The organism is Chryseotalea sp. WA131a, from assembly GCA_025370075.1.
Classification (GTDB): Bacteria; Bacteroidota; Bacteroidia; order Cytophagales; family Cyclobacteriaceae; genus ELB16-189.
Window position 1 is genome coordinate 2,547,649 of record CP073016.1, and the last position, 25,575, is coordinate 2,573,223.

Sequence of the window (25,575 nt, forward strand, 5' to 3'; positions counted from 1 at the left end):
ATCAGCAAATTCTATATTCTTACTCCTAAATTCTGACTCCTATTTTCGGATAACCGCCCCCATCTTTCCTTCAAAAGCACTCATCAAGCTGGTCATCGTCTTTTCAATCTCCTCGTCCGTCAAGGTTTTGGTTTCATCCAACAACGTAAAGCCCAGTGCGTATGCTTTTTTTCCTTGCGGGATTTTGTCGCCCTCGTACACATCAAACGCGATGATGTCTTTTATCAATCGCTTCTCCGTCTCCAAAACCAACTGCTTTATTTCTGCGAAAGTAACCTGCTTATCCAATACCAACGACAAATCGCGCCTTACTTCGGGGAACTTGGGTACTTCTGCCACAACGAACTTAGGGTTTGCTGAATTGAAAAGCAAATGGGTTGACAAATCAGCATAAAAAATTTCTTGCTTGACGCCAAAATCTTTTGCCAACGCGGTTTTTACCTTGCCCACCTTCCCAATTTCTTTATTGCCCTTCAAAATCTTTACTCCATAATCAAACAAAGGATCTCTCAAATACTCTTGCTTCACGTTTTCGATATTTGATTTTTTGAGTATATGCGCCACGTGCTGGGCAATATCAAAATAGGTTATCGATTGTGTTTTGCGCTGCCAGCTTTCGGTCTCCTGGTTTCCTGTAAGGTAAACAGCCAGTCGCTCTTCCTCTTGGTATTTTCCTTCTTTGCTGGGTGCAGATGAATTCTTCCAATACACTTTTCCAAACTCAAACAACTTTAAATCTTTTTGCTTGCGATTAATATTGTGTGCCAATACTTCCAATCCGGTAAACAACATCGTTTGCCGCAAAATGCCTTGCTCTTCGCTTAGCTTGTTGAGCATTTCAATTGGCTCACCCCCAAAAGTCAATTGATGTTTTTGTTGATAGGCTAAATTGGTGAGTGAGTTGGTCAAGATTTCGTAAAACCCATTGCCCACCAACAATTCGCCAATCGATTTTTTAAATTTATTGATATCCTTTTCAGGGAAACTGGCAAAAAAATCAGTGCCGGCAATCTCCGTCAACTCAATTTTATTAAAGCCGTAAATGCGCAGCACTTCTTCTACTACATCCGCTTCTTGCAATACATCTACCCGATAAGGCGGAACCGAAACGGTAAATCCTGCCTGTCCGGCAGGCAGGCGATCTTCTTTCTTATCGATTACTGATATGTCCAAACTTTCGAGAATAGAAAATACCTCCTCGCGCGAAAGCGTTTTGCCAATCAACCGATTGATGTTTTTGTCTTTTACTTCAATGGTTTTGTTTTCGATTTTCGTTGGGTAAATATCGACCACCTCCGAAGCGATCTGACCACCTGCTAATTCTTTAATCAACATCGCGGCACGCTTCACGGCATATACGGTTCCATTCGGGTCGGTGCCACGCTCAAACCGAAATGAAGCATCGGTTTTCAATCCATGGAACATGCCTGTTTTGCGAATGGAACTTGGTTGCCAATAAGCGCCTTCCAAAAATACGTCAGTGGTTTTTTCAGTAATGCCAGAATTGATGCCACCAAAAATACCTGCAATGCACATGCCTTGCCCTTCCCCATCACACACCATCAAATCGGTGGCCGACAAGGTTCTTTCTTTTCCATCCAGCGTTTTGAATTTCGTTCCTGCAGGAAGCGTCTTCACCATTATTTTTTTCCCGGTTATCTCGGCCACGTCATAGGCATGCAGCGGTTGACCCAACTCATGACAAACAAAATTGGTGATGTCCACCACATTGTTGATGGGCGTCAATCCAATCGACTTCAATCGGCTCTGGAGCCAATCGGGTGATTCTTTTACTTGCACATTTGAAATAGTGACACCCGAAAAGCGTGGGCACATTTCTTTTTCTTCCACCGTTACCGGAATGGTCAGGTTGGTATTCTCAACTTTGAAATTTTCTACCGATGGCAATTTCAAGTCTCTTTTTTTCGCGGCTTTGATGTCGCGCGCAACGCCAACATGCGAGGCAGCATCGGCACGATTGGGTGTGAGGCCAATTTCCAATACATAGTCAGATTTCACGTTGAAATATTCCGTAGCAAGAGTTCCGTTGGCCACGGTAGTGTTGAGCACTATAATGCCCGCATGGCTTTCGCCCAAGCCAATTTCATCTTCGGCACAAATCATTCCTTCCGATTGCTCGCCACGGATTTTAGCACTTTTAATTAAAAAGGGCTCGCCTTTGGTAGGATGAACCGTGGTGCCTACTGGAGCCACCACAACTTTTTGTCCGGCTGCCACATTGGGTGCGCCACAAACGATTTGCAAATTCGTCAAGCCTCCAATGTTAACTTTTGTGATGGAGAGCTTGTCTGCGTTTGGGTGCTTTGAGCAAGTAATTACTTCGCCAATTACCAAACCCTTCAGTCCGCCTTTTACGGTCTCAAACGGTTCTACACTTTCTACTTCCAGGCCCGTATCGGTAAGTACTTTACCAATTTCCTCAGCCGTTTCGGGAATATCGATGTATTGGGTAAGCCAATTGTATGAGATTTTCATTTTTGCGTAAAATCAAACCTCAAATGTAGTGGTTTAAATTATGTTGGAAAACATAGATTTTTGATAGGAGTTCTTAATTTTGAAGGTATGCGCTACCAATCCATCAGTCCTCAATTATTTATTAACAACCGCAAAAGATTAATACCAGAGCTAAAATCAAATTCGCTTGTTCTCTTCAATGCCAACGACACGATGCCTACCAATGCAGATGGCTCACTGGCCTTCCGGCAAAACAACGATTTGTTTTATTTGACAGGCGTTGACCAAGAAGAATCAATTTTAATTTTGTGCCCTAATTTTCCCGATGAAAAATGGCGGGAGATTCTGTTCCTGAAAGAAACCAGTGAACATATTGCCATTTGGGAAGGGCACAAACTCACCAAAGAAGAAGCCAAACATCGAACAGGCATTGAAACGATCTTATGGTTAAGTGAATTCCCGCGCGTATTTCGCCACCTGATGACCATGGGTAATGTGGAAAATGTATACCTAAACACAAATGAACATTACCGTGCCGAAATCACTGTGCAGACGCGCGATGCACGTTTTATTGAATGGTGCAAGGCAAGTTATCCGCTCCACAACTACCAACGCATCGCACCGATCATCAGCAAATTGCGCAGTGTAAAATCGCAAGAAGAAATTGCTTTGATGCAAGAGGCTTGCAACATTACTGAAACAGCTTTTAGGCGCGTATTGAAATTTGTAAAACCTGGAGTGAAAGAATACGAAATCGAGGCCGAGTTTATTCATGAATTCACGCGGAAAGGTTCCACGGGTTTTGCTTATACACCTATCATCGCAGCGGGCAGCAACTCGTGTGTGTTGCACTACATTGAAAATGACCAAGTTTGCAAAGAGGGTGACGTTTTATTATTGGATGTAGGGGCTGCCTATGCGAACTACAATGCTGATATGACTCGTACTATTCCAGTAAACGGAAAATTTACAACTCGACAAAAAGAAGTTTACAACGCAGTACTGCGAGTGCAAAGGACGGCCATGCAACTATTGAGGCCGGGTGTAGTGTATTTCGATTACCACAAAGAGATAAAGAAAATAATGGAACGCGAATTAATCGATTTGAAATTGCTGAAAAAAGAAGAAGTGGAGAAACAAGACCCCGATAAACCATTGCTGCTAAAATACTTTATGCACGGCACCTCTCATATGCTCGGTTTGGATGTGCACGATGTTGGCAACATGCATGCAAAAGTAGAAGTAGGACAAGTTTGGACGATTGAACCAGGCATTTACATTCGGGAAGAAAACGTGGGCGTCCGGCTGGAGAACAACGTGGTCATTGGTGAAAAAGAAAATTTTGATTTGATGAAAAACATTCCGATTGAGGTGGAGGAGATTGAGGAGTTGATGAACAGCTAATTTGAAAAACTTGTTGATTCCGTAATTTGAAAATGAAGGTAATGATAAATTTATGAAACGATTGAGATGGATTCTGCTGTTAACTTTAATCTCAGTATTGGCCTCCGCGCATGAATTTTGGCTGCAGCCGAGAAAGTACCGATTGGCAATTGGCGAAGAATTGAAATTCAATTTTAAGGTAGGCGAAAATTTTGATGGCGAAGAGTGGGATTTAAAAAAACACAAAGTAGAAAAGCTGGATTGGCACACCAGCACCAAAATCACCGACTTAAAAAAACTAGTGAAAGCAGACGGTCGTGACCGGGTGGCTTTGAAAATGACGGAGGAAGGCACTCAACTAATTGCGATGCAAAGCAATTATGCCTTTATTGAATTGGATGCTGCTAAATTCAACGATTATTTAAAAGAAGATGGCCTTGAAGACATCCATGCACTGCGAACAAAAAATAATACATTAGATAAACCTGCCAAAGAATTTTACGGTCGTTTTGTGAAGCTGCTCGTGCAAGTAGGGAATAAAAAGACAGATTCATTTAAAAAACAGCTAGGGACACCCGTAGAAATTATACCGCTGCAAAATCCTTACACATTGAAATCTGGTGACTACCTAGAATGTAAAGTCCTTTTCCAGGGCAAACCACTTATTGAACAAATGGTAAAGGTTTGGTACAAAATCAACACCACTACTTTTTTGCAAAATATGTACACCGAAAAAGATGGAACAGTAAAGTTTCCACTTAGTAGCACTGGCCCTTGGATGGTGAGCATGGTAAAAATGATACCTTCAGAAAAAGAAGGAGCCGATTACCAAAGTATGTGGAGCAGTTTGGTTTTTGAAGTTGAGTGAGGTTAGCCACAGAATCACAAATTGAATGCAATATATTTTGAAAAATGGACAATACTTTCTCTTCTGATAAAGCTCCCGAACCAGTTGGTGCATACCCGCATGCGCGCAAAGTGGGTAGTCTATTATTTCTATCCGGTGTAGGCCCAAGGCAACGAGGCTCAAAAGAAATTCCGGGCGTAACGTTAGATGCGCAAGGAAATATTATTGCTTATGACATTGCAACCCAGTGCCATTCTGTTTTCAATAATGTAAAACTGATATTGGAATCATCCGGCTCGCGTTGGGAAAACTTGGTAGACGTAACCGTTTTTCTCACCAACATGAAAAGCGACTTCAAAACCTTCAATAAGATTTACGCAGAGTACTTTAAAGAAAACCAACCATGCCGAACCACGGTAGAAGTGAATGCATTGCCAACTCCGATTGCCATTGAACTAAAATGCATTGCAACCGTTGAACCGAGCTAAACAGAAAAACTTTCGCCACACCCGCAGGTGCGAGATGCGTTGGGATTAATGAATTGAAAACCCTTGCCGTTCAACCCATCCGAAAAATCCAGCGTGGTTCCCAACAGATAAAGAAGGCTCTTTTTATCCACCAATATTTTGATTCCTTTGTCTTCGAATACTTGGTCTACTGGTTTGATCTCGGCATCAAAACCCAAATCGTACATCAGGCCAGAGCAGCCACCGCCCTTTACAGAAACGCGAATGTTTTCGTTATCACCACGTTTTTCTTCTTGACGAAGGAGGGTAATGCGTTCTTTGGCTTTATCGGTTACACTAATCATAATTCAAATTTTTTAAGATACGGGATTCAATACAACACTAAATACAGTAATTGTGTTCCTATCTCTGCCATAATATAATTTTTCGAGTACTTCTAAGATATTACTCGCCCTAAAGTACGAAGTATACAACTCGCTATCATTTTTGGTTACCCATTGGATCGTGTAAGAGTTTTCTTTCTCCTTGTAGTTCTGCACATACGCCAACATTTTACGCAAAGCATCCACTTTATCGGCACCTGTTTCAGAGTGAAATAAGAATGACTGGCTATGGCGCGGGTTAATGGTAATCAAGTCCAGTTTTGCCTTTCCTTCTACGTTACTGAACTCAAAAATCAAATCGCTGGTGCGCAAACCTAAATAGTCTTTGATTTGCTGCTGCACTTTAGCAGCCTCTACGTGTGCATCGCTGGTCGTTTCAGTTACTATTTTGGGCATTTTGTAGGTAAACCTTTATGGTTTGACCAGTAAAATTAATAGGTAAGGCATCCTAAACCAAATGACCCAAAAATGGTTAAAAAGGGACTAGTTTGAGCCCAATGATGCTAACATGTAGCATCGGTATTATTTGATTATTTTTGCGCTCCTTTTTACTATGATCCAAACAGATATTATCATCATAGGTGCTGGCCCGGTTGGGTTGTTCACTGTTTTTGAAGCAGGTTTGCTAAAACTCCGTTGTCATTTGATTGACTCTTTGCCTTTGCCAGGCGGCCAATTAACTGAAATCTACCCCAAGAAGCCCATTTATGATATCCCTGGTTTCCCTATCGTAAATGCGGGCGATTTGGTAGACAATCTGATGAAACAGATAGAAGTGTTTAAACCAGAGTTTACGTTAGGTGAAAGTGCTGTCAGTCTAGAGGAAACCCCTGAAAATCATTTCATCGTAACCACTAACAAAGGCACTCAACACAAAGCACCGGTGGTGATTATTGCGGGTGGATTGGGCGTATTTGAACCACGGAAACCACCGATTGAAAACTTGGCCGAATACGAAGACAAAGGAGTGGAATACATCATCCGCGATCCCAAATTTTATCAAGGAAAAAAAGTAGTGATTTCGGGCGGTGGCGATTCTGCGTTGGATTGGTCGATTTATTTAGTTGAGAACAACATTGCAAGCGAACTGGCTTTGGTTCACAGAAGAACTTCTTTCCGTGGTCATTTAGATTCGGTACAAAAAGTAATGAACATGGCCGATCAGGGAAAAATAAAATTGATTACCGATGCGGAGGTGGTGGGTATCACGGGCAATGGCAAGGTAGAATCGGTAACTATTAATCACGCTACACTAGGCAATATTGAAAAACCCACTGACCACTTTGTGCCTTTGTTTGGTTTAACACCAAGTCTTGGCCCTATTGCTGATTGGGGCTTGGAAATTGAAAAGAACGCAGTGAAAGTCAATACCTTTGATTACTCCACCAATCGCAAAGGCATCTTCGCTGTAGGCGACATCAATACCTACCCGGGCAAATTGAAATTGATTTTGTGTGGATTTCACGAGGGTACGCTTGCTGTTCAATCGGCATTTACAAAAATATACCCAAACAAAAAGAACGTGCTAAAGTACACTACTGTAAATGGGGTGAACGGATTTTGAGTTTGGCTTCAAGCCACCAGCTTCAGGTCGCAGTCTTGTTGCCTTTAATCAGAGAATATGGAGAACATGATCAAAGTGAACATCATCGACCGCGAAGGTCAAACCCATGCGCTGGATGCCCCCACCGACATGAACATGAACATCATGGAAATCTGTAAATCATACGAATTGCCTGTGGAAGGAACGTGTGGGGGAATGGCTTTGTGCGCTTCCTGCCAAGTGTATTTAGAATCTGATCATGAGTTGCCTGAGCAAAGCGATGCCGAGCTTGCCATGCTCGATCAAGCCTTTCACGTAAAAGATAATAGCCGGTTGGGTTGCCAGATTCGACTTACCGAAGAAATCGATGGAATTACATTACGGCTTGCACCAAGATAATTCTTTCACCGAGATGGGAGGAAAACAAAAAAATCCACTTACGCGGATTTTTTTGTGGAGAATATCGGATTCGAACCGATGACCTCTTCCATGCCATGGAAGCGCTCTAGCCAGCTGAGCTAATCCCCCAATTGAGGTGCAAATATATTTTAAAATCCAATGCGTCCAAATTGAACTAGGCCATTACCGTCACCATTTTTAGGGCGTATGCAGCCAAGGCGTTATCACCTGATATGCTCACTTCTTTCAATGCCTCTTCAGGGGTGATTCCTTTTGTAAAAATTTTCCACGCATCGGTGCCGCCAATTTCAATCTGAGCTTTGGGTGAATCAGAAAGGGGACAGTGCCTCCAATGTTGTTGCAAAAATTGAATCGACCATTTACCTCCTCCCTCTCCAGTAATGCTTACTTGTACTACATCATTTTCTTCAACACACACCGATTGATACGCATGGGGCAATGCCATCATAAATGTTTGCAAAACCGGGTGATAAAGTTCTGATGAAAGAAGGCCATTTGCTCCCACTGCTTCGCGTATTTGCATTTGATGATGCCATTTCTCAGTGTATTCTCGGGCAATATGAAACCAATTTTTTGAAACTTCCTCACCAGCCCATGCAACCGAAAAAGTCGCTGGAGCCATTGGGTCAAGTTGTTTTAAGTACTCATAATATTCTTTTCCTGATGACTCAAGTTCCTCAATTAGCACCTTGGGGCTAATACGTTTGGCGGCTTTTACCCAACTCTCGTTTAAGTCATTCAAAAAACTTACAATGCCTGGAAAAGATGTATCAGCAAGATGTTCGCCAAAGTAGCCATCACGCAACATTGAAAGTGTGCGGAGGTTGCCATCCCACAAATGGGCTGCAACATCTTTTACACACCATCTCCTTGCCAGCGTAGGCTTCGCCCAATCTTCGGGTTTCAGCGATCGTAGCAAATCAATCAAGGCCGCATCGAGTGTTGGAAAAAGATAAATTGTTTCAATGGGGACCATATTCCAAAGAAAAGAACAGAATCACCTAAATGCAACACTAATTGGGCCGCTGAGTAGGAAAAATATTCACGGTCAAAAGTTCGGTGAACCTCACGATCGATACATCAATCATGGACAGGATCTCTTTTTTCGTCAGTTCTTTGAAAAGTTGATTGAGCGTATTCACCGGTTTGTTGTTGAACGATACAATCAAATCACCTTCTTTTATTTGCGATCTTGAGGCTGGCGAATCTTTTTCAATCCCTACCACAAACAACGCCTTTTCGTTTGGCAAATGGTAATGCCTCTTAATTTTGTTATTGATCGGCACTTCTTGCAACTGAAATCCCAAATACGCCTTAAAGACTTTTCCCGATTGTATCAACTGGCTCGCCACTTCTTTGGCCGTATTAATGTCTACCGAAAAACTCAACCCATTTGCCCCTTGAATAATGGCGGTGTTTACACCCACTACTTCCCCATCGGTAGAAATCAATGGCCCACCCGAATTGCCAGGGTTAAGGGCCGCATCGGACTGAATCACATTATCGACCAACATTCCATTTTGTGAGCGAAGCGTTCTGCCCAGAGCACTCACTACTCCAGTAGTTACAGTGTGTTGATATCCCAGCGGATTCCCAATAGCAATCACAAACTGACCGATTTGGAGCTGAGAGGCATCGCCAAGCTTCGAAACGGAGTAGCCATCCGTAAATATTTTCAACACCGCCAAGTCGGTATCCGGATCTTGGCCGATCAGCGTGGCTTCTATTTCGTTTTCGTTCAGAAGCGAGACCATGATTTTGTCCGCCTTATTCACCACATGGCAATTGGTGAATATCAACCCATCTGATGAAAACACAAATCCAGAGCCCGATCCTGCCCGAGCAAGTTTGCCTTTGTCCTTTTTATACACATCAATCTTCACCACCGCATTCTTTACAAGAGCAACAGCATCAATGATCATCTGCGAAAATGTATCCATATCAAAAATTTCCTCACCTTGCCCAAAAACTATTCCCTAGGCCAATTCGGTAAAAATGTCTTTTGCCACCTGTCAAAGTGTAGGTAATAATATTGCTTGATTTTGTTATTTTCGTAATTTTAAAGAACATACTGTCTATATGGCTAAACTGAAGAACATTGTAAAGCAACTTTCGGAAAAGGATTTCAAGGAGATTCATGACTCCCTGATGGAGGGAAATGCAGAGAAATCGGCCTATTTGCTGAAGGCACTACGCGAACGCCAGCTTTCGGATAGTAAGATCATGGTTGAGTTGGAAGTAAACGCCAACGCTTACTATACGCTACGTTCGCGATTAAACCAAAAGATAGAAGAGCATCTGTTGCAGCAGATGGAAAGCCCGCGCACAGATATTTTGCGCAAAGTGGCTAACCTAAACGAAGTTTTGTTCACCAAAAAGCGAACCATCTCCATTACCACACTTAAAAAACTTGAAAAAGAATTATTGGATTATGATTTGGCCAGCGAACTGACGGTAGTGTACAAATCACTGAAGAAGTTACACGCTCACTCGCCAGATTATTTCACTTACTCTCAACTCTACAACCGCCATGTGGCCTATATGTTGGCCGTTGATAAAGCAGAAGATTTGCTAGCCGATTACTTTAAAAAGTACGGTAACTATTATCTGACAGGCGATGCCACCGAAAAACTTGGCCTCACTTTGTTGATGAAAGAAATGCAGAACGTGGCCAAGTTGTACAAATCGCACCGGCTTTACATTTACCAAAGCTGCATGGGTATTTTTCATAAGTTGTTTGTAGAACCCGATGACAACCTGCAACAAGATGGCGAATCAATTGAAGATATTTTTGCGCACGTACAAAAAATATTTGACACTTATAATCTAGATCCACTTTACTTCCACTTGAATTTAGTGTTTGAATTTTTGCATTTGGAATACTACAATCACTACAAAGTATACCGGCAAGCCGAAAAGTATTATGAAGAAGTAAACGATGCTGCCGGCAGTTTGCTGGTGAACTATCCTACCTACACTTTCCCCGCTCAGTTTTTTGTTTCACGATTGGAAAGAAGTTTACGATTGGGGACGGGAAAAGAACTGATGGCCGATAACGAAAGAGTGTTTGCGGATATTGAGCCCGATCAACAAGATGTGCCCAAGCATTTGATCATTACTATTTATAGGGCGATGAGCTTCTATTGTTCTGATAAATACGAAGAAGCCGCCAAACTCATCAATCATTTGCTCAACGAAGTGAGTTTAAAAAAATATCCATTCTTGCAAATGGAAGTGAAGACTCTATTGGCTTTGTTGTATTGCTTGATGCATGAATTTGATTTGTTTAATCAACATTCTAACAGCATTCAGCGGCAAATACGCTTGTTTGGTAAAGATGAGTGCGAAAATATATTGCACTTTTTGAAAATATTAAAGATTGCCACCAGCGAAGCAAAGAAGGATAAACCAAAAAAGATTGCGGCCATTATACCGAAATACAAAGAAATAAAGGTGAACTACTTCTCCCCCACTTCCTTCATTAAAATGGATGAACAGTTTATAAAGAAACTGGTGGCCTTGGAATCCGATTAAGTAGAAATAGAATCGAAGCTTTGGTGGTAGAAGTAAACCGTTGTAACTATGTCTATACCTCCAACTTGATAATGCTATCGTGCGAAAGTGGCTTGTTCAAATACAATTTTACGTTTGGATATTTCTTTGATCGGCTAAAGTCTTGCGGATTGATGGAAGAAGTTAGCATTACAATACGGCTCTTCTTTTTGGTGAGCTTGGTCAATTTTTCAAACTCATCCAAAAATTGAAAGCCATCCATCAAGGGCATATCAATATCCAAAAATATGATGTCAGGTAGCACTTTATCTGCTACATCCATCTTTTCCATGTTCTTTAAAAACTCAATGGCACTTTTTGCTCCCGTATGGGTATAAATATTCTCGGCAACAGCTGCCGCCTCAATCATTTTTTGGTTAATGAGGTTGTCGATTTCATTATCATCGATCAACATTACGGTTTTGTATTTTTTAGCAGACATACCTTTTGATTAGAAGGTTCAAAGTAACTCTATTGATTTAGTTTTCCAAGGAAATTTAAATATCAAACTTTATTCCCTGTGCCAACGGCAACGAGCTACCAAAATTGATGGTATTGGTTTGCCTTCGCATGTACACTTTCCAGCTATCAGAACCCGACTCACGACCGCCTCCAGTCTCCTTCTCTCCACCAAAAGCTCCGCCTATCTCGGCACCAGACGTGCCAATGTTTACATTAGCAATACCGCAATCTGAACCCGCATGAGACAAAAACTTTTCAGCTTCTTGTAAGTTCGAAGTCATGACGGCTGACGATAGCCCTTGCTTAACTCCATTCTGCAAAGCGATGGCTTCTTCAATGGACTTATATTTTAGTAAGTACAAAATCGGGGCAAATGTTTCTTGCTGCACAATTTCAAAATGATTTTTCACTTCAGCCACCGCTGGCTTTACATAGCAGCCCGATTGAAAACCTTTGCCTTTTAACACGCCACCACTCACTACCATCTTTCCACCCTCTTGCCTAACTTTTCTCAGCGCATTACTGTATGCTTTCACGGCAAGTTTATCAATCAAAGGCCCTACGTGGTTAGTTTGGTCAAGTGGATTGCCGATGTTTAAATTACTATATGCTTTTTTCAATCTGCTCTTCACTTCTTCATACACACTTTCGTGGATGATGAGCCTGCGCGTGGTGGTGCACCGTTGACCGGCTGTACCTACTGCACCAAATAAGGCACCACGAATGGCCATATCTAAATTTGCATTTTCAGAAATGATAATGGCGTTGTTACCTCCAAGCTCTAGTAATGCTCTGCCCAATCGTTCGCTTACCGTTTTGCCCACGGCCTTGCCCATGCGCACCGATCCTGTAGCCGACACCAAAGGAACATTTTCGTTCTCGCACATCAATTGGCCAACTCTATAATCTCCATTCACGATGCACGAAACACCTTCGGGCACATTATTCTTGGCAAAAACTTTCATCACAATATTTTGGCAAGCAATGCTGCACAACGGTGTTTTTTCCGAAGGCTTCCATATACACACATCACCACACACCCACGCGAGCATTGAGTTCCAACTCCAGACCGCCACGGGAAAATTGAAAGCAGAAATAATCCCCACTACCCCTAGCGGATGATATTGCTCATACATGCGATGGGACGGCCGTTCGGAATGCATAGTCATTCCATTCAATTGTCTAGACAACCCCACTGCAAAATCGCAGATATCTATCATCTCTTGCACCTCGCCAAGCCCTTCTTGGTACGATTTGCCCATTTCGTAACTCACCAACTTACCCAATGGCTCTTTATACTTGCGCAACGCCTCCCCAATTTGGCGCACAACCTCACCGCGCTTTGGCGCAGGCAATAAGCGCCATTCCAAAAATGCTCTTTGCGCTTGGTCAATTACTTTTGTGAATGCCTTCTCATCAGTGCTTTGCACTCGACCAATCACTTTTCCGTCTGCAGGCGAATAGCTGGTGATGGATTTGCCCGTAGACCGCAACCATTTTTTTCCAGTTGAAGTGCCCATGTTGCTGCTTTTGATGCCGAGGGTTTTGAGTGCCTCTTTAATTCCGAAGTTTTGCATAAGTATAAGTTAGAAAAGTGGTGCAAAGCTAGTGAAATTGTCACAAGCATATTGTGGCTTTTTCGCAAATCATGCATTCCAAAAGAAAATTAAAAAATGATACCTGTTTTTAAACTTAACCATGCTGTTTTTGATTCCAATGTATGCACATGCGCAAACCACGAGAAAATGTTGTGACAGAGGAACATAGAGACGATTCGAATCCGATTCAACCGTTTATGTTTCCATCATTGCTGATAAATCTCCTTACCCGAAAAATGGATTCTCAGCTTACTACAACTGGATATCAAATAATCTGAATAAAGACTTCAAGTCAGAAAAAGGCACTAAGAAGAAAAGAGTATTTGTGAATTTTATTGTTCACGAAAATGGAACAATAAATGGTTTCTCCGTAATTGAAGGCATTGCAAACAGAGAGAATGAGGAAGCACTCAGGCTAGTGAGAGAAAATCCAGAACCTTGGGTAGCAGGCGAATGCTGTGGAAAAAAAGTAAAATGTATGAATATGGTGGTAGTCTATTTCTAAAGAGCAGAAATCAGATCACGATCTTGCTTGCGCGATTTCACTCTATCTCCACTCCAAACACTCCCATCTCACCACTTTCAAAAATGCCTTCCACTAATACGCCTCCCTTTTTCATTTCCATGATGCGATTAAAATCAGATACATTATCAACTGGAATTTTATCGATATGGGTAATGATGAAATTTTCTTTCAGTCCAGATTTTTTCCAATGGCTTTCCGTCAAACTTTTTACGCGCACTGCTCCATCCAAACTTAGCTTATTCAATTCTCCATACGATAAATCTTCTACCTCAAGACCCGAAACAATCGGGTAATCCATTTTTTTCAATTCGTTGGTGCCATCCAATTTTCTTAGCACCGCCTTTACTTGATGATCTTTACCAGACCTTCGATACGTAACATGAATTACCTGACCCGGCCGATTACGCGCCACCCATTCTTGCATTTCAGAAACGCCCGAAACATGATGTTGATTAATCTCTGTAATTACATCGCCTGTTTCAATACCGGCTTGCTCGGCTGCGCTGCCTTTGTTAACCGAGCGGATGAACACACCCTGCACGACATCCAGTTTTTCTTCGTCTGCCAACGCGGCTGTTACATCTGCAATTTGTACACCCAACAGCCCTCGCTGCACTTCGCCATACTCCAGCAAATCGTCCATGATCTTTTTTACCAAGCTAACGGGTATCGCAAATGAATAACCAGAATAACTTCCGGTTGCTGTGGCAATGGCAGAATTAATACCGATCAGCTCACCTTCTAAATTAACCAATGCACCACCACTGTTGCCCGGATTGACGGCAGCATCCGTCTGAATGAAAGACTCTATTTGGAGGTTATTTTTATCACGCAAGATTCCGATGTTTCTTGCGCGCGCACTTACAATACCTGCGGTTACAGTAGAATTGAGATCGAACGGATTGCCGATGGCCAACACCCATTCGCCCATGGTTACGTTATCTGAATTGCCATACTTTACAAAAGGCAAATTTTTCGCCTTTACCTTTATCAATGCCAAATCGGTGCTGGGATCTCTACCTATTACTTTGGCAAAAAATCGTTGGTTGTTATTCATTACCACTTCAATGGAAGTGGCATCTTCTATTACGTGATGGTTAGTAACAATGTATCCGTCATCAGAAATTACCACACCCGATCCAGAGGATTGTGCATGTGGATTTAAATAATTATCCAGCGCATTCAAACTAAAATTGCCCAAGCCATACACGGTGCGAATATGCACGACAGCAGGCGTAACCATTTTTGCTGCTGCTTCAAAATTTAAACCTGACGGAATGCGGAACGAAGTGTCTCTTAAAAAATTGGCAGTCTGTAGGTTTTGTCTTTCCTCAATCGAATGATAGCTCGGTCGGTCAGCAAAGTATTTTAAGGTAAGCAACGTGCCAAACATAGCGCCAATCAACGCAGACACAATTACCAATGCAAACAATAGCCAACGCTTCATTTTGTTTCAGTTGAGGATGTAAGGTAGGAAAAAAGAAGATAGAAGCTCGGGATTTGATGTCTGAGGATGGATGCCCGAAGTTCGAGTTCAGAATAGATTCTTTCTATTGATATGCTGAAAAGTTCAAAAACAAAAAGCGCCCCGGCTTTCACCGAGACGCTTACCCACACACCTAAACCAAATTTTAAAATTTCTTAGCTTACTTTGATCGTTTGCTTCAAGGCTTTCTTTTCATCTTTTGGCAATGTCAATTCCAAAATGCCGTTGGTGTATTTCGCTTGTGTCTTATCGGCATTCACATTTTCGGGCAACGAGAACGATCGGCTGAATGAACCATAGTTGGTTTCAATCGAGTGGAAGTTTTTGTCTTTTTTCTCGTTGGAGAACTTACGCTCACCACTTACAGTCAAATAATTGTCTTTGATTTCAATGCTGAAATCATCTTTGTTCAGTCCTGGCACGGCAAAGTGAATTTCAAAAGCGTTTTCATTTTCGATGATGTCCACTTTGGGTACAAACTGGCTACCTCCAGAACGTGCAACAGATTCATTGAAGAATCGGTCTACTAAATTGCTGAATGTGGTTGGCACAAAGTCAGCGGGGTTATAACGAATGATGCTCATAGAATTGGTTGTTTATTGATTGAACATGTTTTTTAAAATTACGATTAACACCTTAGGAAAAAATGTGCCGATTCAGTTTAGGGGTAATTTTAAGACATAATGACTGAATTATTGTAAGAAATGGCAAAAAATAAGACTTTTTGTCTTTTTTAAAGCTATTCAGCAGGTCAGAAGTGAAAAGTATCCCGCGTCATGTGTTACCAACAGATTGGTGCGGGGCTGTAGTTTTTGCAGTTGCACTATCTCTTGGTGGATTTCGCTGTGGGTAATTGAATCGAGTGCGCCAAAAGGTTCATCCATTAACGACAGCGTTGGATTTAATACAAAGCACGACAAATGGCCACACGCTGCTGGAAACAAACCACTGCCTTGCACCATAAAATCACAACGCAACCGAACCGTTTGAATGGCTTGGTAGTTCAATCGTTGGCCAAAGACTTGCACTTCTCCTGGTGTAGGTCTCTCTAATCCAATGATCGGCTGGAGCAAGTTGCTTTTGCCGCTACCGCTTTTACCAACGATGGCGGTTGTTTTGTTTTCCGTCACTTCAATGTAGCATACACGAATAGTTAACTGATTACCATATTGCAAACTTGTATTTCGAAAAGAAACGATTGGCACAAAATTTTATTTTCGTATTTATTTCAGGCTAATTCAGTACAATCGCAAGAGCCAACCATACAAAAGTTTTTTTGTTGGTGATTAAAATAAAACTACTTTTCGCTCGAAAATCGAATTCACCAAAAATTGAATTATTCTAACCAGTTTATTGTCGGCCATGGTGCTGGCCTTTTTGTTGGGCATTGTAGCGGCCCGGCTCAAAAGGGATTTAAAATTCCCAGAAGGTTTATTCACATCGTTCACCATTTATTTACCAGTAGCTATTGGCATGAAGGGTGGCTGCAAACTTTCACTCGCTTCGTTTGACGAAGTCATTTACCCAGCCATTGCTGCAGTGTAGTTGTGTTGCGTGATTCCTCTATGGACTTATGAAGAAAAATGTTTGAAAATTATTCAACACTTGAAAGGAAAGTATTTAGAAAAGTATGAGATGATTACATCCTTCCATCTGGTAACGGTGTTACGGATGCAACATTTTTATTGATTGGAACTTATTTCTAATTGAATTTTGAACGCGGTTGAATTTAGTCATTCTTTGCCTTCGTTCACGGCAAACACAAATTCATTAAAACAAAAAAAAACCATCACTTTTACTGATGGCTTTAGTTTTCTGTAGTCCGTACGGGAATCGAACCCGTGTTACCAGAATGAAAATCTGGTGTCCTAACCCCTAGACGAACGGACCGTCTTTCTGTAAAGAGGGCGCAAAGATAGATTCCTGAATTTGATTTGCAAACCGTAGCGGTAAAAAAGTTGGCTAACCTTTACACTTTTCGTTGGTTTTGGCCTTTGAGAACCATATTTTTGACTTCTTAAAATCTAAAACTCAATCGCATGACAAAAGTAGGTATAAACGGTTTTGGGCGCATCGGCCGCCTAGCCTTTCGCGCTGCCATCCATCGCAAAGACATCGAGATTGTGGGCATCAATGATTTGGTTGATCCCGACTATATGGCCTATATGCTGAAGTATGACTCCACTCACGGCAAATTTGAAGGAACGGTAGAAGTAAAAGACAAGCATTTAGTGGTGAATGGAAAAACCATTCGTGTAACCGCAGAAAAGGATCCTGCAAATCTTAAGTGGAATGAAGTAGGTGCAGAAATCATTATCGAATCCACCGGATTGTTTTTGACTATTGCCGATTGCCAAAAGCATATTACTGCTGGCGCAAAGAAAGTAGTCATGTCGGCTCCTGCCAAAGATGACACCCCCACTTTTGTAATGGGTGTAAACCATAAAAAATTAACATCCGCCCACACCATTGTCTCAAACGCATCGTGTACAACCAATTGCTTGGCACCTATCGCCAAAGTATTGAACGATAAGTTTGGTATTGTAGAAGGTTTGATGAGTACGGTGCATGCTGTTACTGCTACCCAAAAAACAGTGGACGGCCCATCGGCCAAAGATTGGAGAGGTGGCCGTGGAGGTTTCTCTAATATTATTCCATCCTCAACGGGTGCTGCCAAAGCGGTTGGCTTGGTATTACCTGAATTGAAAGGAAAATTAACGGGCATGTCGTTCCGAGTACCAGTAGCAGATGTATCGGTAGTCGACTTAACTGTTCGTTTGGAAAAAGCAGCAACCTACGAACAAGTGAAGGCTGCCATGAAAGAAGCCAGTGAAGGCGAACTGAAAGGCATTTTAGGCTACACCGAAGACGATGTAGTATCGCAAGATTTCTTGGGCGATGAGCGTACCTCTATCTTCGATGCGAAAGCAGGCATTGCACTGAACGACCATTTTGTGAAAGTAGTAAGCTGGTATGATAATGAGTGGGGCTATTCCAACAAACTTATCGACTTGGTTTCTGAATTAGCTAAAGTGTAGCTCTTTTTTTGTAAAAGCAGTAAAAGCCATCTGTTAGTAGCAGGTGGCTTTTTTATTTGGCGTGCCCTTGCTTCTACCCCAAGATTGCACGCTTGGGTCGCCTGTCCGATAGGCAGGGCTGTTTGCTAGCATATCTCAAAAAAAAATCTTTATAATAGCTATGTCCCTAGATAGCCCCAACTTAAAATAGCCTTTGCCTTGTGGCTGTGGCCAACCTCCACCCGCTATGCCCGCGGTGGAAATAAAACCAAAATCAAACTAACACCGCCACTTTTCCAGCAATTTATTTTCATATCTAAACAGTTTATTAAACACTTCTAAAATGATCCATTATGGTTTGCTTTTCCCCAATCTTTAGGCTCAAAAATGCGAGTGGCCCTTTATTCACAAGTACTCCATTGCTGTCTTTGATTAGCAATTTACCTGTGGCCAATACGTTGATCGCTTCCTGCCGAACGACCGCATCGCGCACATCTACCCCAATACATGATATGCAAAAAACCAGTGGAAACATTAAAGCCTTCTTCATATTCAATAGTTTTGCCAAAAATCATTAAAAAAAATCCAAACCGCAGTCGGCTGCCCGACAACTCTGGCTAATGTTCACTGAAAAAAGTCTCTTGCAAGAATGAGCGTTTTACGCTGAACTTGCGTACTTTGGTAACCGCATGGAAAATCTACAGTTAATCAAAAAAAGCTATTTCAATTTGCTGGCCATTTTCTTTGAACGCGAAAACATTACTGGCCATCATGTTCGTTGCTTGTTTAAGTGGGGCAGCCACTTAGGCATTAGCAGCCACGATATAGAGAATATTGGTAAAAACCTGACGCAGCAAAAATTTGAGGAACCTGCCGATGAAATTGAAAAACTAGAGTGGGTGTACCATTTGGTACAAATGATTTATCTGGATCATGTGGTGGAAGACGAAGAGTTGGAGGTGGCTACCATTTTTGCTGAACGGTTAGGGTTTCAAAAATCATTGGTCGCAGACCTTTTCAAATCTATTGCCACTGCAGAATTCGACAAACGCCCCGCTGCCGATGTAAGAAAAGAAGTAATGGATTTGTTAAAAGTCCAAAAAAGTTAATCTGACCCATCAAAATTATTTTTGATGAGAGGCCATCACTAGCCTTTTTAGTGCATATCTGAGTGTTTGCAGTTTACTTTACGGATGTACCGTTTGCTTTATTTATGATCAAATAATGCGCTTGAACTGTCGCATTTTTAGATCACTAAAAACAACCATAATGGAAGCTCAAAAGGGATTGGCGAACATCAAAGCAACCATAAATTTAAAAAGTAGGTTAAAGCAAATAGTAATATTGTTCATCATGATTCTTTTTGTCATGACGATTTCACAATCACTTCACGCATAAAACTTCCATCAATCAAAAAGCAAGCATTTTAAAGGCAAATACAAATTACAAATCAAACCGTGATAGCCATCGCGGGATAACAAAAAGGAATCCAAGAAAGACATTAAAGATAGGGTGTTTGGTAAAGTCTCGGCATGTAACGTGCCGGGGCTTTCTTTTTTTTAGCAAACCTTTTTACTTTTTGTACCTTCACGGGAATGACTTCGGAACAAATCTTCCTTCAATACCTCGCACCCACTTCGCCTCATCCGTTTTTGATCGAGGTAGAAAAAGCAGAAGGCGTTTATCTCTATAGCCCCAACGGAAAAAAATACATCGATATGATTTCAGGCATTGCCGTGAGCAACGTGGGCCATCGGCATCCAACCGTAATTCAGGCCATCAAAACACAGTTAGACAAGCACCTGCACGTGATGGTGTATGGCGAATATATTCAATCCGCTTCCAATCAGTTGGCCACGAAACTTGCAAGCCTCCTCCCGCCATCACTCTCTTGCAGTTATTTTGTTAACTCAGGAACCGAAGCCAACGAGGCGGCACTCAAACTGGCGAAGCGAATCACCGGCCGAACCGAAATCATCTCCTGCAAAAAATCATATCACGGAAGTACGCACGGCTCACTCAGTGTTTCCGGCAATGAGAAAAAAAAGCAAGCTTTTCTGCCGTTGTTGCCGGATGTGCGATTCATTGAATTTAACAACGAAGGCGAACTGGAGCAAATCACAACGCGCACAGCCTGTGTGATCATGGAAACCATTCAAGGCGATGCGGGCGTGCGAGTGCCCACTAAAAAATATTTGCAAGCCGTTCGTCAGCGCTGCACCGAAGTGGGTGCCATTTTGATTTTCGATGAAATACAATGTGGCGTGGGGCGCACGGGCAAGTTATTCGCTTTCGAGCATTTTGGTGTGGCTCCTGATATCCTCACCATCGCAAAAGCTTTTGGTGGCGGCTTGCCCATCGGGGCGTTTATTTCCAGTTATGAAAATATGCAGTTGCTTACACACAACCCCATGCTGGGCCACATCACTACATTTGGTGGCAATCCGGTTTGCTGTGCTTCTGCATTGGCAACATTGCAAGTGATAGAAGAGGAGAATTTATTGATGGACGTTGAACTCAAGGGAAAATTGATTGAAGAATTGCTCCGTCATCCAAAAATAAAAGAAGTAAGGCGCATCGGATTGATGTTTGCATTTGATTTTGATACGGAGGAACGCGTGAACAATATCGTGCAATACTGCAAAGAGCATGGCGTGATTTGCTATTGGTTTCTTTCGCACCCCAATAGTTTTCGCATTGCCCCTCCACTCACCATCACGAAAGAAGAAATTAAACTGGCCTGTGCAGTGATAAAAGAAGCAATTGAAAAAAGTTAATCAAACCAAACTTCCCAAGTCCTAAGCCCCAATTCCCAAATATGAAAACAACCCGAAGGAAATTTATCAAACTTGGTGCAGCGGCTGCCTCGTTGCCAATTGCATCTGCCTTTGCGAAAAGCAAAATGGTTACAAAGCCCGTTGTCATTTCAACCTGGAACTTCGGGCTGCAAGCAAATGAAGCTGCGTGGGCGATTCTCTCGAAAGGTGGCAAAGCATTAGATGCAGTAGAAGCTGGTGCGCGCGTGCCTGAAGGCGACCCGAAAGAAACTTCAGTTGGGTTAGGCGGATTGCCCGACCGTGAAGGGCATGTTACGCTGGATGCGTGCATCATGGATGAAAATGGAAACATCGGCTCGGTGGCATTTTTGGAACACATCGTTCATCCCGTGTCGGTGGCAAGGAAGGTGATGGAAAAAACGCCACACGTCATGTTGGTGGGCGAAGGGGCTCTTCAATTTGCGTTGGCCAATGGATTTAAAAAAGAAAAATTGCTAACAAAAGAATCAGAACAAGCGTGGAAAGAATGGCTGAAAGAAAAAAAATACAAGCCCATTGCCAACATCGAAAATCATGATACGATTGGGATTTTAGCGTTGGATACAAACGGAAATCTTTCGGGAGCATGCACCACCAGTGGCATGGCATACAAAATGCGCGGCCGCGTGGGCGATTCGCCCATTATTGGTGCTGGCTTGTATGTGGACAATGAAATTGGAGCCGCTACTTCCACTGGTGTGGGCGAAGAAGTAATAAGGATTGTAGGCTGCCATTTAGTGGTAGAGTTGATGCGCCAAGGCAATTCACCCGAAGTAGCTTGCAAACTTGCCGTAGAACGGATCATCCAAAAAAACCCAGACAAAGCTAAAACCATACAGGTAGGGTTTTTGGCATTGAACAAGAATGGCGAATACGGAGCCTACTGTCTGCAAAAAGGTTTTACGTTTGCCGTCTACCAGCCAACTGGAAATACACTTACTGAATCTAAAAGTATTTTTTAAATTTGAGATATGAAATCTATATTAATAAATACGAAAAGCAAAAAAGAGCTTGATTTCGTTTCGGAGCTTCTAACCAAACTAAAAATATCCTCGAGAACACTCAATTTCGAAGACATTGAAGATATAGGGATGGGCGAGTTAATGAAAGAAGCCGATCGAACCAAAACTATCTCGAGGGATGTCATTATGAAAAAATTGACCAAGTGAGAGTTGAGTTCTTATCTAAATTCAATGATGACTTAGATAGTATTTCCCAATTATCTGTAAAAATTGCAATCAAAAAGGTAATTGAGTCGATTGAAGCATCAGAATCTATTCGTCAGATTCAAAATGCTAAAAAGTTAGTTGGCTATAAAAACGCGTATCGAGTTAGAGTGGGCAACTATCGGATTGGTTTTTACCTTGAAAATAATCTAGTTCAATTGGCAAGGGTTAAAAACAGAAAAGATATTTACAAGTTATTTCCATAGATGCTTCTAGAAGTTGTTGTTTACAACATTGAATCAGCCTTGCGCGCGCAGCAAGGTGGGGCCGACCGCATTGAATTATGCGACAACCCAGCCGAAGGTGGAACCACTCCTTCGTATGGAATCATTGAAGCCGTGCGGCAAAACATCAGTATGGATGTGTACGTGATGATGCGCCCGCGTGGCGGAGACTTCCTGTATTCCAACTACGAATTCCACAGCATGAAGCGGGACATCTATCAATGCCAGAAACTGAGCGTTGATGGAATTGTATTGGGCATCTTAACACCCGAAGGCCGCATCGACAAAAAGAGATGCAAAGAACTGATCGACATTGCACGACCATTGAAAGTAACTTGTCATCGTGCGTTTGATATGGCGCGCGACCCGTTTGAAGCATTGGAAGATTGCATTGAAATAGGCTTTCATAGAATACTAACTTCGGGTCGGCAGCCACAGGCATTGGCCGGGGCAGAGTTGATTGGCGAATTAATCAACAAAGCAAACGGACGAATTGCCATCATGCCTGGATCAGGCGTAAATGAAAACACCGTTCAAGAAATCGTTCGAAAGACAAATTGCAAAGAAATCCATTTTTCAGCCACCGCTTTCCGCGAAGGCGGAATGATTTACAAAAACGAATCGATAGCGGGCATGGGTTCGGATGAAGGGAGTGAATACAAATTGAGGACGGTGGATGTGGAACGAGTGAAGAGGATGAGGGAGTTGGCTAGTTTATCAAAATAGCTTCTCCAGAAGTGTTGTCATAAATTTGTATCCGGAGTTCCCGATTTATTTCGAGTAAATCTTTCATCAACTTCTCTTTATCTGAACGAGAGATGAACGCAATCTTTTCACCCGATCTTAGTTTCAAGAAAGAATCAAAAACAAATTCATTATGATTTTTGTCAAAAATTGGCGGCCTCCACCTCCATATTCCCGCAATCGCAGGACTAATCCTCATCGATACGCGGCACCTCAATTTTAATTTCAACCCCAGCGTCAATCAGATAGCGAGAAATGCCTCGCTTTTTTATTTTACGCTCTAAAGCCAATGCCTCCGTTCTAGTAGCAATATTTAATGTCCATATCTTTATCCATGGCGAGCCGTTTTTTGTGGACTTAACCATGCCTGCATTATGCCTTGAGATGCGCAGTTCAAAATCATCTGTTTGACCACAGTAAAATTTTTGAGTGGATTTGCTAAATAGAACGTAAACAGTAAACGCCATATAACGACAAAGCCTCACTTAACTTGTGAGGCTTTGTCGAGGTGAGAGGATTCGAACCTCCGGCCTCCACGTCCCTAACGTGATGCGCTAACCGGGCTGCGCTACACCTCGATTTATTCTTCGTGATGCGCTAATCCCGCTATTAGCGGGACGCTACACCTCGATTTATTCTTCGTGATGCGCTAATCCCGCTATTAGCGGGACGCTACACCTCGATTTATTCTTCGTGATGCGCTAATCCCGCTATTAGCGGGACGCTACACCTCGATTTATTCTTCGTGATGCGCTAATCCTCCCGCGCTTCGCGGGACGGGACGCTACACCTCGATTTATTTTTCGTGATGCGCTAATCCTCCCGCGCTTCGCGGGACGGGACGCTACACCTCGATTTATTCTTCGTGATGCGCTAATCCTCCCGCGCTTCGCGGGACGGGACGCTACACCTCGATTTATTCTTCGTGATGCGCTAATCCTCCCGCGCTTCGCGGGACGGGACGCTACACCTCGATTTATTCTTCGTGATGCGCTAATCCCGCTATTAGCGGGACGCTACACCTCGATTTATTTTTCCTGATGCGCTAATCCTCCCGCGCTTCGCGGGACGGGACGCTACACCTCGAAAATCAAAATTTCAGGCCGCAATAATAGCAAAACCTTGTAAATACTAACCAAAAAAGTTGGTGTTATTTCTTCTTCTTTTTGTTGGAGAAGCTCTTGATGAACCTGGCCCAATTCAACGGATCTAAGAACGGATTGTAAACCGGTCGGAAGGTATTGCCCGCGGAATTAGACCATTGATCGATATAGTATTTATAATTGGCATTGCCATCCATGGGCGTGGCACGCGCCATCAAGGCAATCAGCTCAGCATTCAATGCTTTTTGATCTAGCCCACGGTTGTCCGATGGAATATTCATGGCCAATATGGCCTCTTTGAACAGTTCTTCCGTAGGGAAACCTACAATTACATTGTTGAGCATGGTTACATCCTGCGTCAGTTCAATTAATATCGTTAATTGCTCAGAAGGTGCATCTGGCACTATGTAACTCGCACGGTGATAGCCCACCATACTAATCACCACACTGTCACCTACCAAAACTGGAATGCTAAAAAAACCCAGGTGATTGGTTACATCGCCTCGGCCAGCTTTGGGTACATATACGTGAGCTCCAATCAATTGCTCTGTAGAATCGCTAACTACCCCCGATAGCTGAATAATTCTTCTTTTGGTTTGCGAAAAACCCTCGGTCGCCATGACCAATGCTGCTACAACAAATAAAAACTTAATTATCGCCCTCATAAAGTCTGGTAAATGTACGGAAATATTATAGATGAAATGGGCAACCTTTTAGGCTTAAAATAACTAAAACTTTACTTCTTTTTTGTTCGGCTGGCGGCCTACTTGCCTACAGGCACGAAGGTTCGCTCCATTCTGGTTTTCAAACAACTATTCGCTACATTTCCCACATGGAGGCCTCCGAAAAAATAGTCGTATTTCAGGCATACGATACTGTAATGCAAGCCAACTTGGCAAAAACCAAACTCGATGCCTACGGAATTCCCTGTTTTTTAACAGAAGAAAATTTCACCGCCCTCTACCCGTTGCGCAACGATATTTTTCCAGGTGTGCGGCTTCATATTTTTGAGAAAGATGCGCTGGAAGTCAAAAACATTCTGAACGATCAACCTTTTGAAACATTCATTCAATGCCCACATTGCAATTCAAAATCTTGGGAAAAAGTAATGAAGCCTACGAATAAAACCCTTTTCGTTTTCCTATTCTCATTGTTCAATTTAAGTCGACCCCTTGTTGAGGAAGAATATCGATGTAAAAATTGCTGTAGGAGATTTGAAATATAAATTCCATACATTTTCAACACCGTAAACTCCACCTGCCTGTTTGTCCATTGGCCTTTGTCATCTGATGTAGACATCCAA

The 25,575-nt window shown here is 42.4% G+C and carries 30 protein-coding genes and 3 tRNA genes; 16 read left to right on the forward strand and 17 right to left on the reverse strand.

The annotated features are described in order from the left end of the window. Positions 1–39: 39 nt before the first annotated feature. A complete protein-coding gene (locus KA713_11400; protein ID UXE65104.1) occupies positions 40–2,496 on the reverse strand; it encodes a phenylalanine--tRNA ligase subunit beta in 2,457 nt (818 codons plus the stop codon). An 87-nt stretch (positions 2,497–2,583) separates the two neighbouring features. Here KA713_11400 and KA713_11405 point away from each other — a divergent pair, with 87 nt between their 5' ends. From KA713_11405 to KA713_11415, 3 genes are read left to right on the forward strand one after another with little or no spacing between them, the layout of a single operon-like run. Next, a complete protein-coding gene (locus tag KA713_11405; protein UXE65105.1) occupies positions 2,584–3,879 on the forward strand; it encodes an aminopeptidase P family protein in 1,296 nt (431 codons plus the stop codon). A gap of 52 nt (positions 3,880–3,931) precedes the next feature. Continuing rightward, positions 3,932–4,726: a DUF4198 domain-containing protein gene (locus KA713_11410; GenBank protein ID UXE65106.1), complete on the forward strand. Its 795-nt coding sequence runs from the start codon at positions 3,932–3,934 to the stop codon at positions 4,724–4,726. 44 nt (positions 4,727–4,770) lie between these two features. Beyond that, a complete protein-coding gene (locus tag KA713_11415) occupies positions 4,771–5,193 on the forward strand; it encodes a RidA family protein (GenBank protein UXE65107.1) in 423 nt (140 codons plus the stop codon). On the opposite strand, the gene KA713_11420 is transcribed toward KA713_11415, so the two are convergent. Both KA713_11420 and KA713_11425 read right to left on the reverse strand, forming a co-directional pair. Next, positions 5,190–5,516 carry an iron-sulfur cluster assembly accessory protein gene (locus tag KA713_11420; GenBank protein ID UXE65108.1) on the reverse strand — a complete coding sequence of 109 codons (327 nt, stop codon included), beginning with the start codon at positions 5,514–5,516 and terminating at the stop codon, positions 5,190–5,192. The two genes, KA713_11415 and KA713_11420, sit on opposite strands and share 4 nt — an antisense overlap. A 12-nt stretch (positions 5,517–5,528) precedes the next feature. Then, on the reverse strand, positions 5,529–5,951 hold the full coding sequence (locus KA713_11425; protein ID UXE65109.1) for a hypothetical protein: 423 nt from the start codon (positions 5,949–5,951) through the stop codon (positions 5,529–5,531). A 157-nt stretch (positions 5,952–6,108) separates the two neighbouring features. On the opposite strand from KA713_11425, the gene KA713_11430 reads away from it, so the two are divergent. Together KA713_11430 and KA713_11435 are read left to right on the forward strand one after the other, a co-directional pair. Then, on the forward strand, positions 6,109–7,119 hold the full coding sequence (locus KA713_11430; GenBank protein ID UXE65110.1) for an NAD(P)/FAD-dependent oxidoreductase: 1,011 nt from the start codon (positions 6,109–6,111) through the stop codon (positions 7,117–7,119). Between the two features lie 57 nt (positions 7,120–7,176). Then, positions 7,177–7,497 carry a 2Fe-2S iron-sulfur cluster binding domain-containing protein gene (locus tag KA713_11435; GenBank protein UXE65111.1) on the forward strand — a complete coding sequence of 107 codons (321 nt, stop codon included), beginning with the start codon at positions 7,177–7,179 and terminating at the stop codon, positions 7,495–7,497. A gap of 55 nt (positions 7,498–7,552) precedes the next feature. Here KA713_11435 and KA713_11440 read toward each other — a convergent pair. From KA713_11440 to KA713_11450, 3 genes are all read right to left on the reverse strand, one after another. Further along, positions 7,553–7,626 (reverse strand) — tRNA-Ala (locus KA713_11440). A 46-nt stretch (positions 7,627–7,672) separates the two neighbouring features. Continuing rightward, positions 7,673–8,494 carry a maleylpyruvate isomerase N-terminal domain-containing protein gene (locus KA713_11445; protein ID UXE65112.1) on the reverse strand — a complete coding sequence of 274 codons (822 nt, stop codon included), beginning with the start codon at positions 8,492–8,494 and terminating at the stop codon, positions 7,673–7,675. 37 nt (positions 8,495–8,531) lie between these two features. Continuing rightward, positions 8,532–9,458 carry a trypsin-like peptidase domain-containing protein gene (locus tag KA713_11450; GenBank protein UXE65113.1) on the reverse strand — a complete coding sequence of 309 codons (927 nt, stop codon included), beginning with the start codon at positions 9,456–9,458 and terminating at the stop codon, positions 8,532–8,534. Between the two features lie 139 nt (positions 9,459–9,597). Between KA713_11450 and KA713_11455 the strand changes: the two genes are divergently transcribed. Further along, positions 9,598–11,052, forward strand: a complete 1,455-nt coding sequence (locus KA713_11455) for a hypothetical protein (protein UXE65114.1) — start codon at positions 9,598–9,600, stop codon at positions 11,050–11,052. Positions 11,053–11,104: 52 nt separating this feature from the next. Here KA713_11455 and KA713_11460 read toward each other — a convergent pair whose 3' ends face one another. Both KA713_11460 and KA713_11465 read right to left on the reverse strand, forming a co-directional pair. Further along, the gene (locus KA713_11460; GenBank protein ID UXE65115.1) at positions 11,105–11,512 is read right to left on the reverse strand and encodes a response regulator; all 408 of its coding nucleotides are present in this window, start codon (positions 11,510–11,512) and stop codon (positions 11,105–11,107) included. 55 nt (positions 11,513–11,567) lie between these two features. Further along, the gene (locus KA713_11465) at positions 11,568–13,109 is read right to left on the reverse strand and encodes an aldehyde dehydrogenase family protein (GenBank protein ID UXE65116.1); all 1,542 of its coding nucleotides are present in this window, start codon (positions 13,107–13,109) and stop codon (positions 11,568–11,570) included. 346 nt (positions 13,110–13,455) lie between these two features. Between KA713_11465 and KA713_11470 the strand changes: the two genes are divergently transcribed. Continuing rightward, positions 13,456–13,635 (forward strand): hypothetical protein, encoded by a 180-nt coding sequence (locus KA713_11470; GenBank protein ID UXE65117.1) that lies wholly within the window; start codon positions 13,456–13,458, stop codon positions 13,633–13,635. Between the two features lie 37 nt (positions 13,636–13,672). Here the strand turns inward: KA713_11470 and KA713_11475 are convergent, their stop codons facing one another. The 3 genes from KA713_11475 to KA713_11485 form a co-directional block, all read right to left on the reverse strand. Beyond that, positions 13,673–15,103: a trypsin-like peptidase domain-containing protein gene (locus tag KA713_11475; protein UXE65118.1), complete on the reverse strand. Its 1,431-nt coding sequence runs from the start codon at positions 15,101–15,103 to the stop codon at positions 13,673–13,675. Positions 15,104–15,297: 194 nt separating this feature from the next. Continuing rightward, on the reverse strand, positions 15,298–15,726 hold the full coding sequence (locus tag KA713_11480) for an Hsp20/alpha crystallin family protein (GenBank protein ID UXE65119.1): 429 nt from the start codon (positions 15,724–15,726) through the stop codon (positions 15,298–15,300). Between the two features lie 159 nt (positions 15,727–15,885). After that, entirely contained in the window at positions 15,886–16,347 is a 462-nt protein-coding gene (locus KA713_11485; protein UXE65120.1) for an ATP-binding cassette domain-containing protein, read from the reverse strand. 157 nt (positions 16,348–16,504) lie between these two features. Between KA713_11485 and KA713_11490 the strand changes: the two genes are divergently transcribed. Continuing rightward, the gene (locus tag KA713_11490) at positions 16,505–16,687 is read left to right on the forward strand and encodes a sodium-dependent bicarbonate transport family permease (protein ID UXE65121.1); all 183 of its coding nucleotides are present in this window, start codon (positions 16,505–16,507) and stop codon (positions 16,685–16,687) included. Positions 16,688–16,960: 273 nt separating this feature from the next. Here the strand turns inward: KA713_11490 and KA713_11495 are convergent. Further along, a tRNA-Glu gene (locus tag KA713_11495) sits at positions 16,961–17,032 on the reverse strand. A 149-nt stretch (positions 17,033–17,181) separates the two neighbouring features. On the opposite strand from KA713_11495, the gene gap reads away from it, so the two are divergent. Then, positions 17,182–18,180: a type I glyceraldehyde-3-phosphate dehydrogenase gene (gene gap, locus KA713_11500; protein UXE65122.1), complete on the forward strand. Its 999-nt coding sequence runs from the start codon at positions 17,182–17,184 to the stop codon at positions 18,178–18,180. A gap of 307 nt (positions 18,181–18,487) precedes the next feature. Here gap and KA713_11505 read toward each other — a convergent pair whose 3' ends face one another. Continuing rightward, the gene (locus KA713_11505) at positions 18,488–18,709 is read right to left on the reverse strand and encodes a hypothetical protein (protein UXE65123.1); all 222 of its coding nucleotides are present in this window, start codon (positions 18,707–18,709) and stop codon (positions 18,488–18,490) included. Positions 18,710–18,848: 139 nt separating this feature from the next. Here KA713_11505 and KA713_11510 point away from each other — a divergent pair, with 139 nt between their 5' ends. The 6 genes from KA713_11510 (at position 18,849) to KA713_11535 (ending at position 23,151) form a co-directional block, all read left to right on the forward strand. Continuing rightward, positions 18,849–19,268, forward strand: coding sequence for a hypothetical protein (locus tag KA713_11510; protein UXE65124.1), 420 nt, complete (start codon positions 18,849–18,851; stop codon positions 19,266–19,268). A 486-nt stretch (positions 19,269–19,754) separates the two neighbouring features. Beyond that, positions 19,755–20,936 carry an aspartate aminotransferase family protein gene (locus tag KA713_11515; GenBank protein UXE65125.1) on the forward strand — a complete coding sequence of 394 codons (1,182 nt, stop codon included), beginning with the start codon at positions 19,755–19,757 and terminating at the stop codon, positions 20,934–20,936. A 41-nt stretch (positions 20,937–20,977) separates the two neighbouring features. Further along, on the forward strand, positions 20,978–21,937 hold the full coding sequence (locus KA713_11520) for a N(4)-(beta-N-acetylglucosaminyl)-L-asparaginase (GenBank protein ID UXE65126.1): 960 nt from the start codon (positions 20,978–20,980) through the stop codon (positions 21,935–21,937). A gap of 9 nt (positions 21,938–21,946) precedes the next feature. Continuing rightward, the gene (locus KA713_11525; protein UXE65127.1) at positions 21,947–22,144 is read left to right on the forward strand and encodes a hypothetical protein; all 198 of its coding nucleotides are present in this window, start codon (positions 21,947–21,949) and stop codon (positions 22,142–22,144) included. Beyond that, positions 22,141–22,407: a type II toxin-antitoxin system RelE/ParE family toxin gene (locus KA713_11530; protein ID UXE65128.1), complete on the forward strand. Its 267-nt coding sequence runs from the start codon at positions 22,141–22,143 to the stop codon at positions 22,405–22,407. Before KA713_11525 ends, KA713_11530 begins: the two co-directional genes overlap by 4 nt. Next, the gene (locus KA713_11535) at positions 22,408–23,151 is read left to right on the forward strand and encodes a copper homeostasis protein CutC (GenBank protein UXE65129.1); all 744 of its coding nucleotides are present in this window, start codon (positions 22,408–22,410) and stop codon (positions 23,149–23,151) included. Here the strand turns inward: KA713_11535 and KA713_11540 are convergent. From KA713_11540 to KA713_11555, 4 genes are all read right to left on the reverse strand, one after another. Next, a complete protein-coding gene (locus tag KA713_11540; protein UXE65130.1) occupies positions 23,135–23,278 on the reverse strand; it encodes a hypothetical protein in 144 nt (47 codons plus the stop codon). The genes KA713_11535 and KA713_11540 overlap by 17 nt on opposite strands. Before the next feature lie 79 nt (positions 23,279–23,357). Continuing rightward, positions 23,358–23,636: a GIY-YIG nuclease family protein gene (locus KA713_11545; protein UXE65131.1), complete on the reverse strand. Its 279-nt coding sequence runs from the start codon at positions 23,634–23,636 to the stop codon at positions 23,358–23,360. A gap of 36 nt (positions 23,637–23,672) precedes the next feature. Beyond that, a tRNA-Pro gene (locus KA713_11550) sits at positions 23,673–23,747 on the reverse strand. 572 nt (positions 23,748–24,319) lie between these two features. Further along, the gene (locus tag KA713_11555) at positions 24,320–24,937 is read right to left on the reverse strand and encodes a carboxypeptidase-like regulatory domain-containing protein (GenBank protein UXE65132.1); all 618 of its coding nucleotides are present in this window, start codon (positions 24,935–24,937) and stop codon (positions 24,320–24,322) included. A 167-nt stretch (positions 24,938–25,104) separates the two neighbouring features. On the opposite strand from KA713_11555, the gene KA713_11560 reads away from it, so the two are divergent. After that, positions 25,105–25,497, forward strand: a complete 393-nt coding sequence (locus KA713_11560; GenBank protein UXE65133.1) for a hypothetical protein — start codon at positions 25,105–25,107, stop codon at positions 25,495–25,497. Positions 25,498–25,575: the final 78 nt, after the last annotated feature.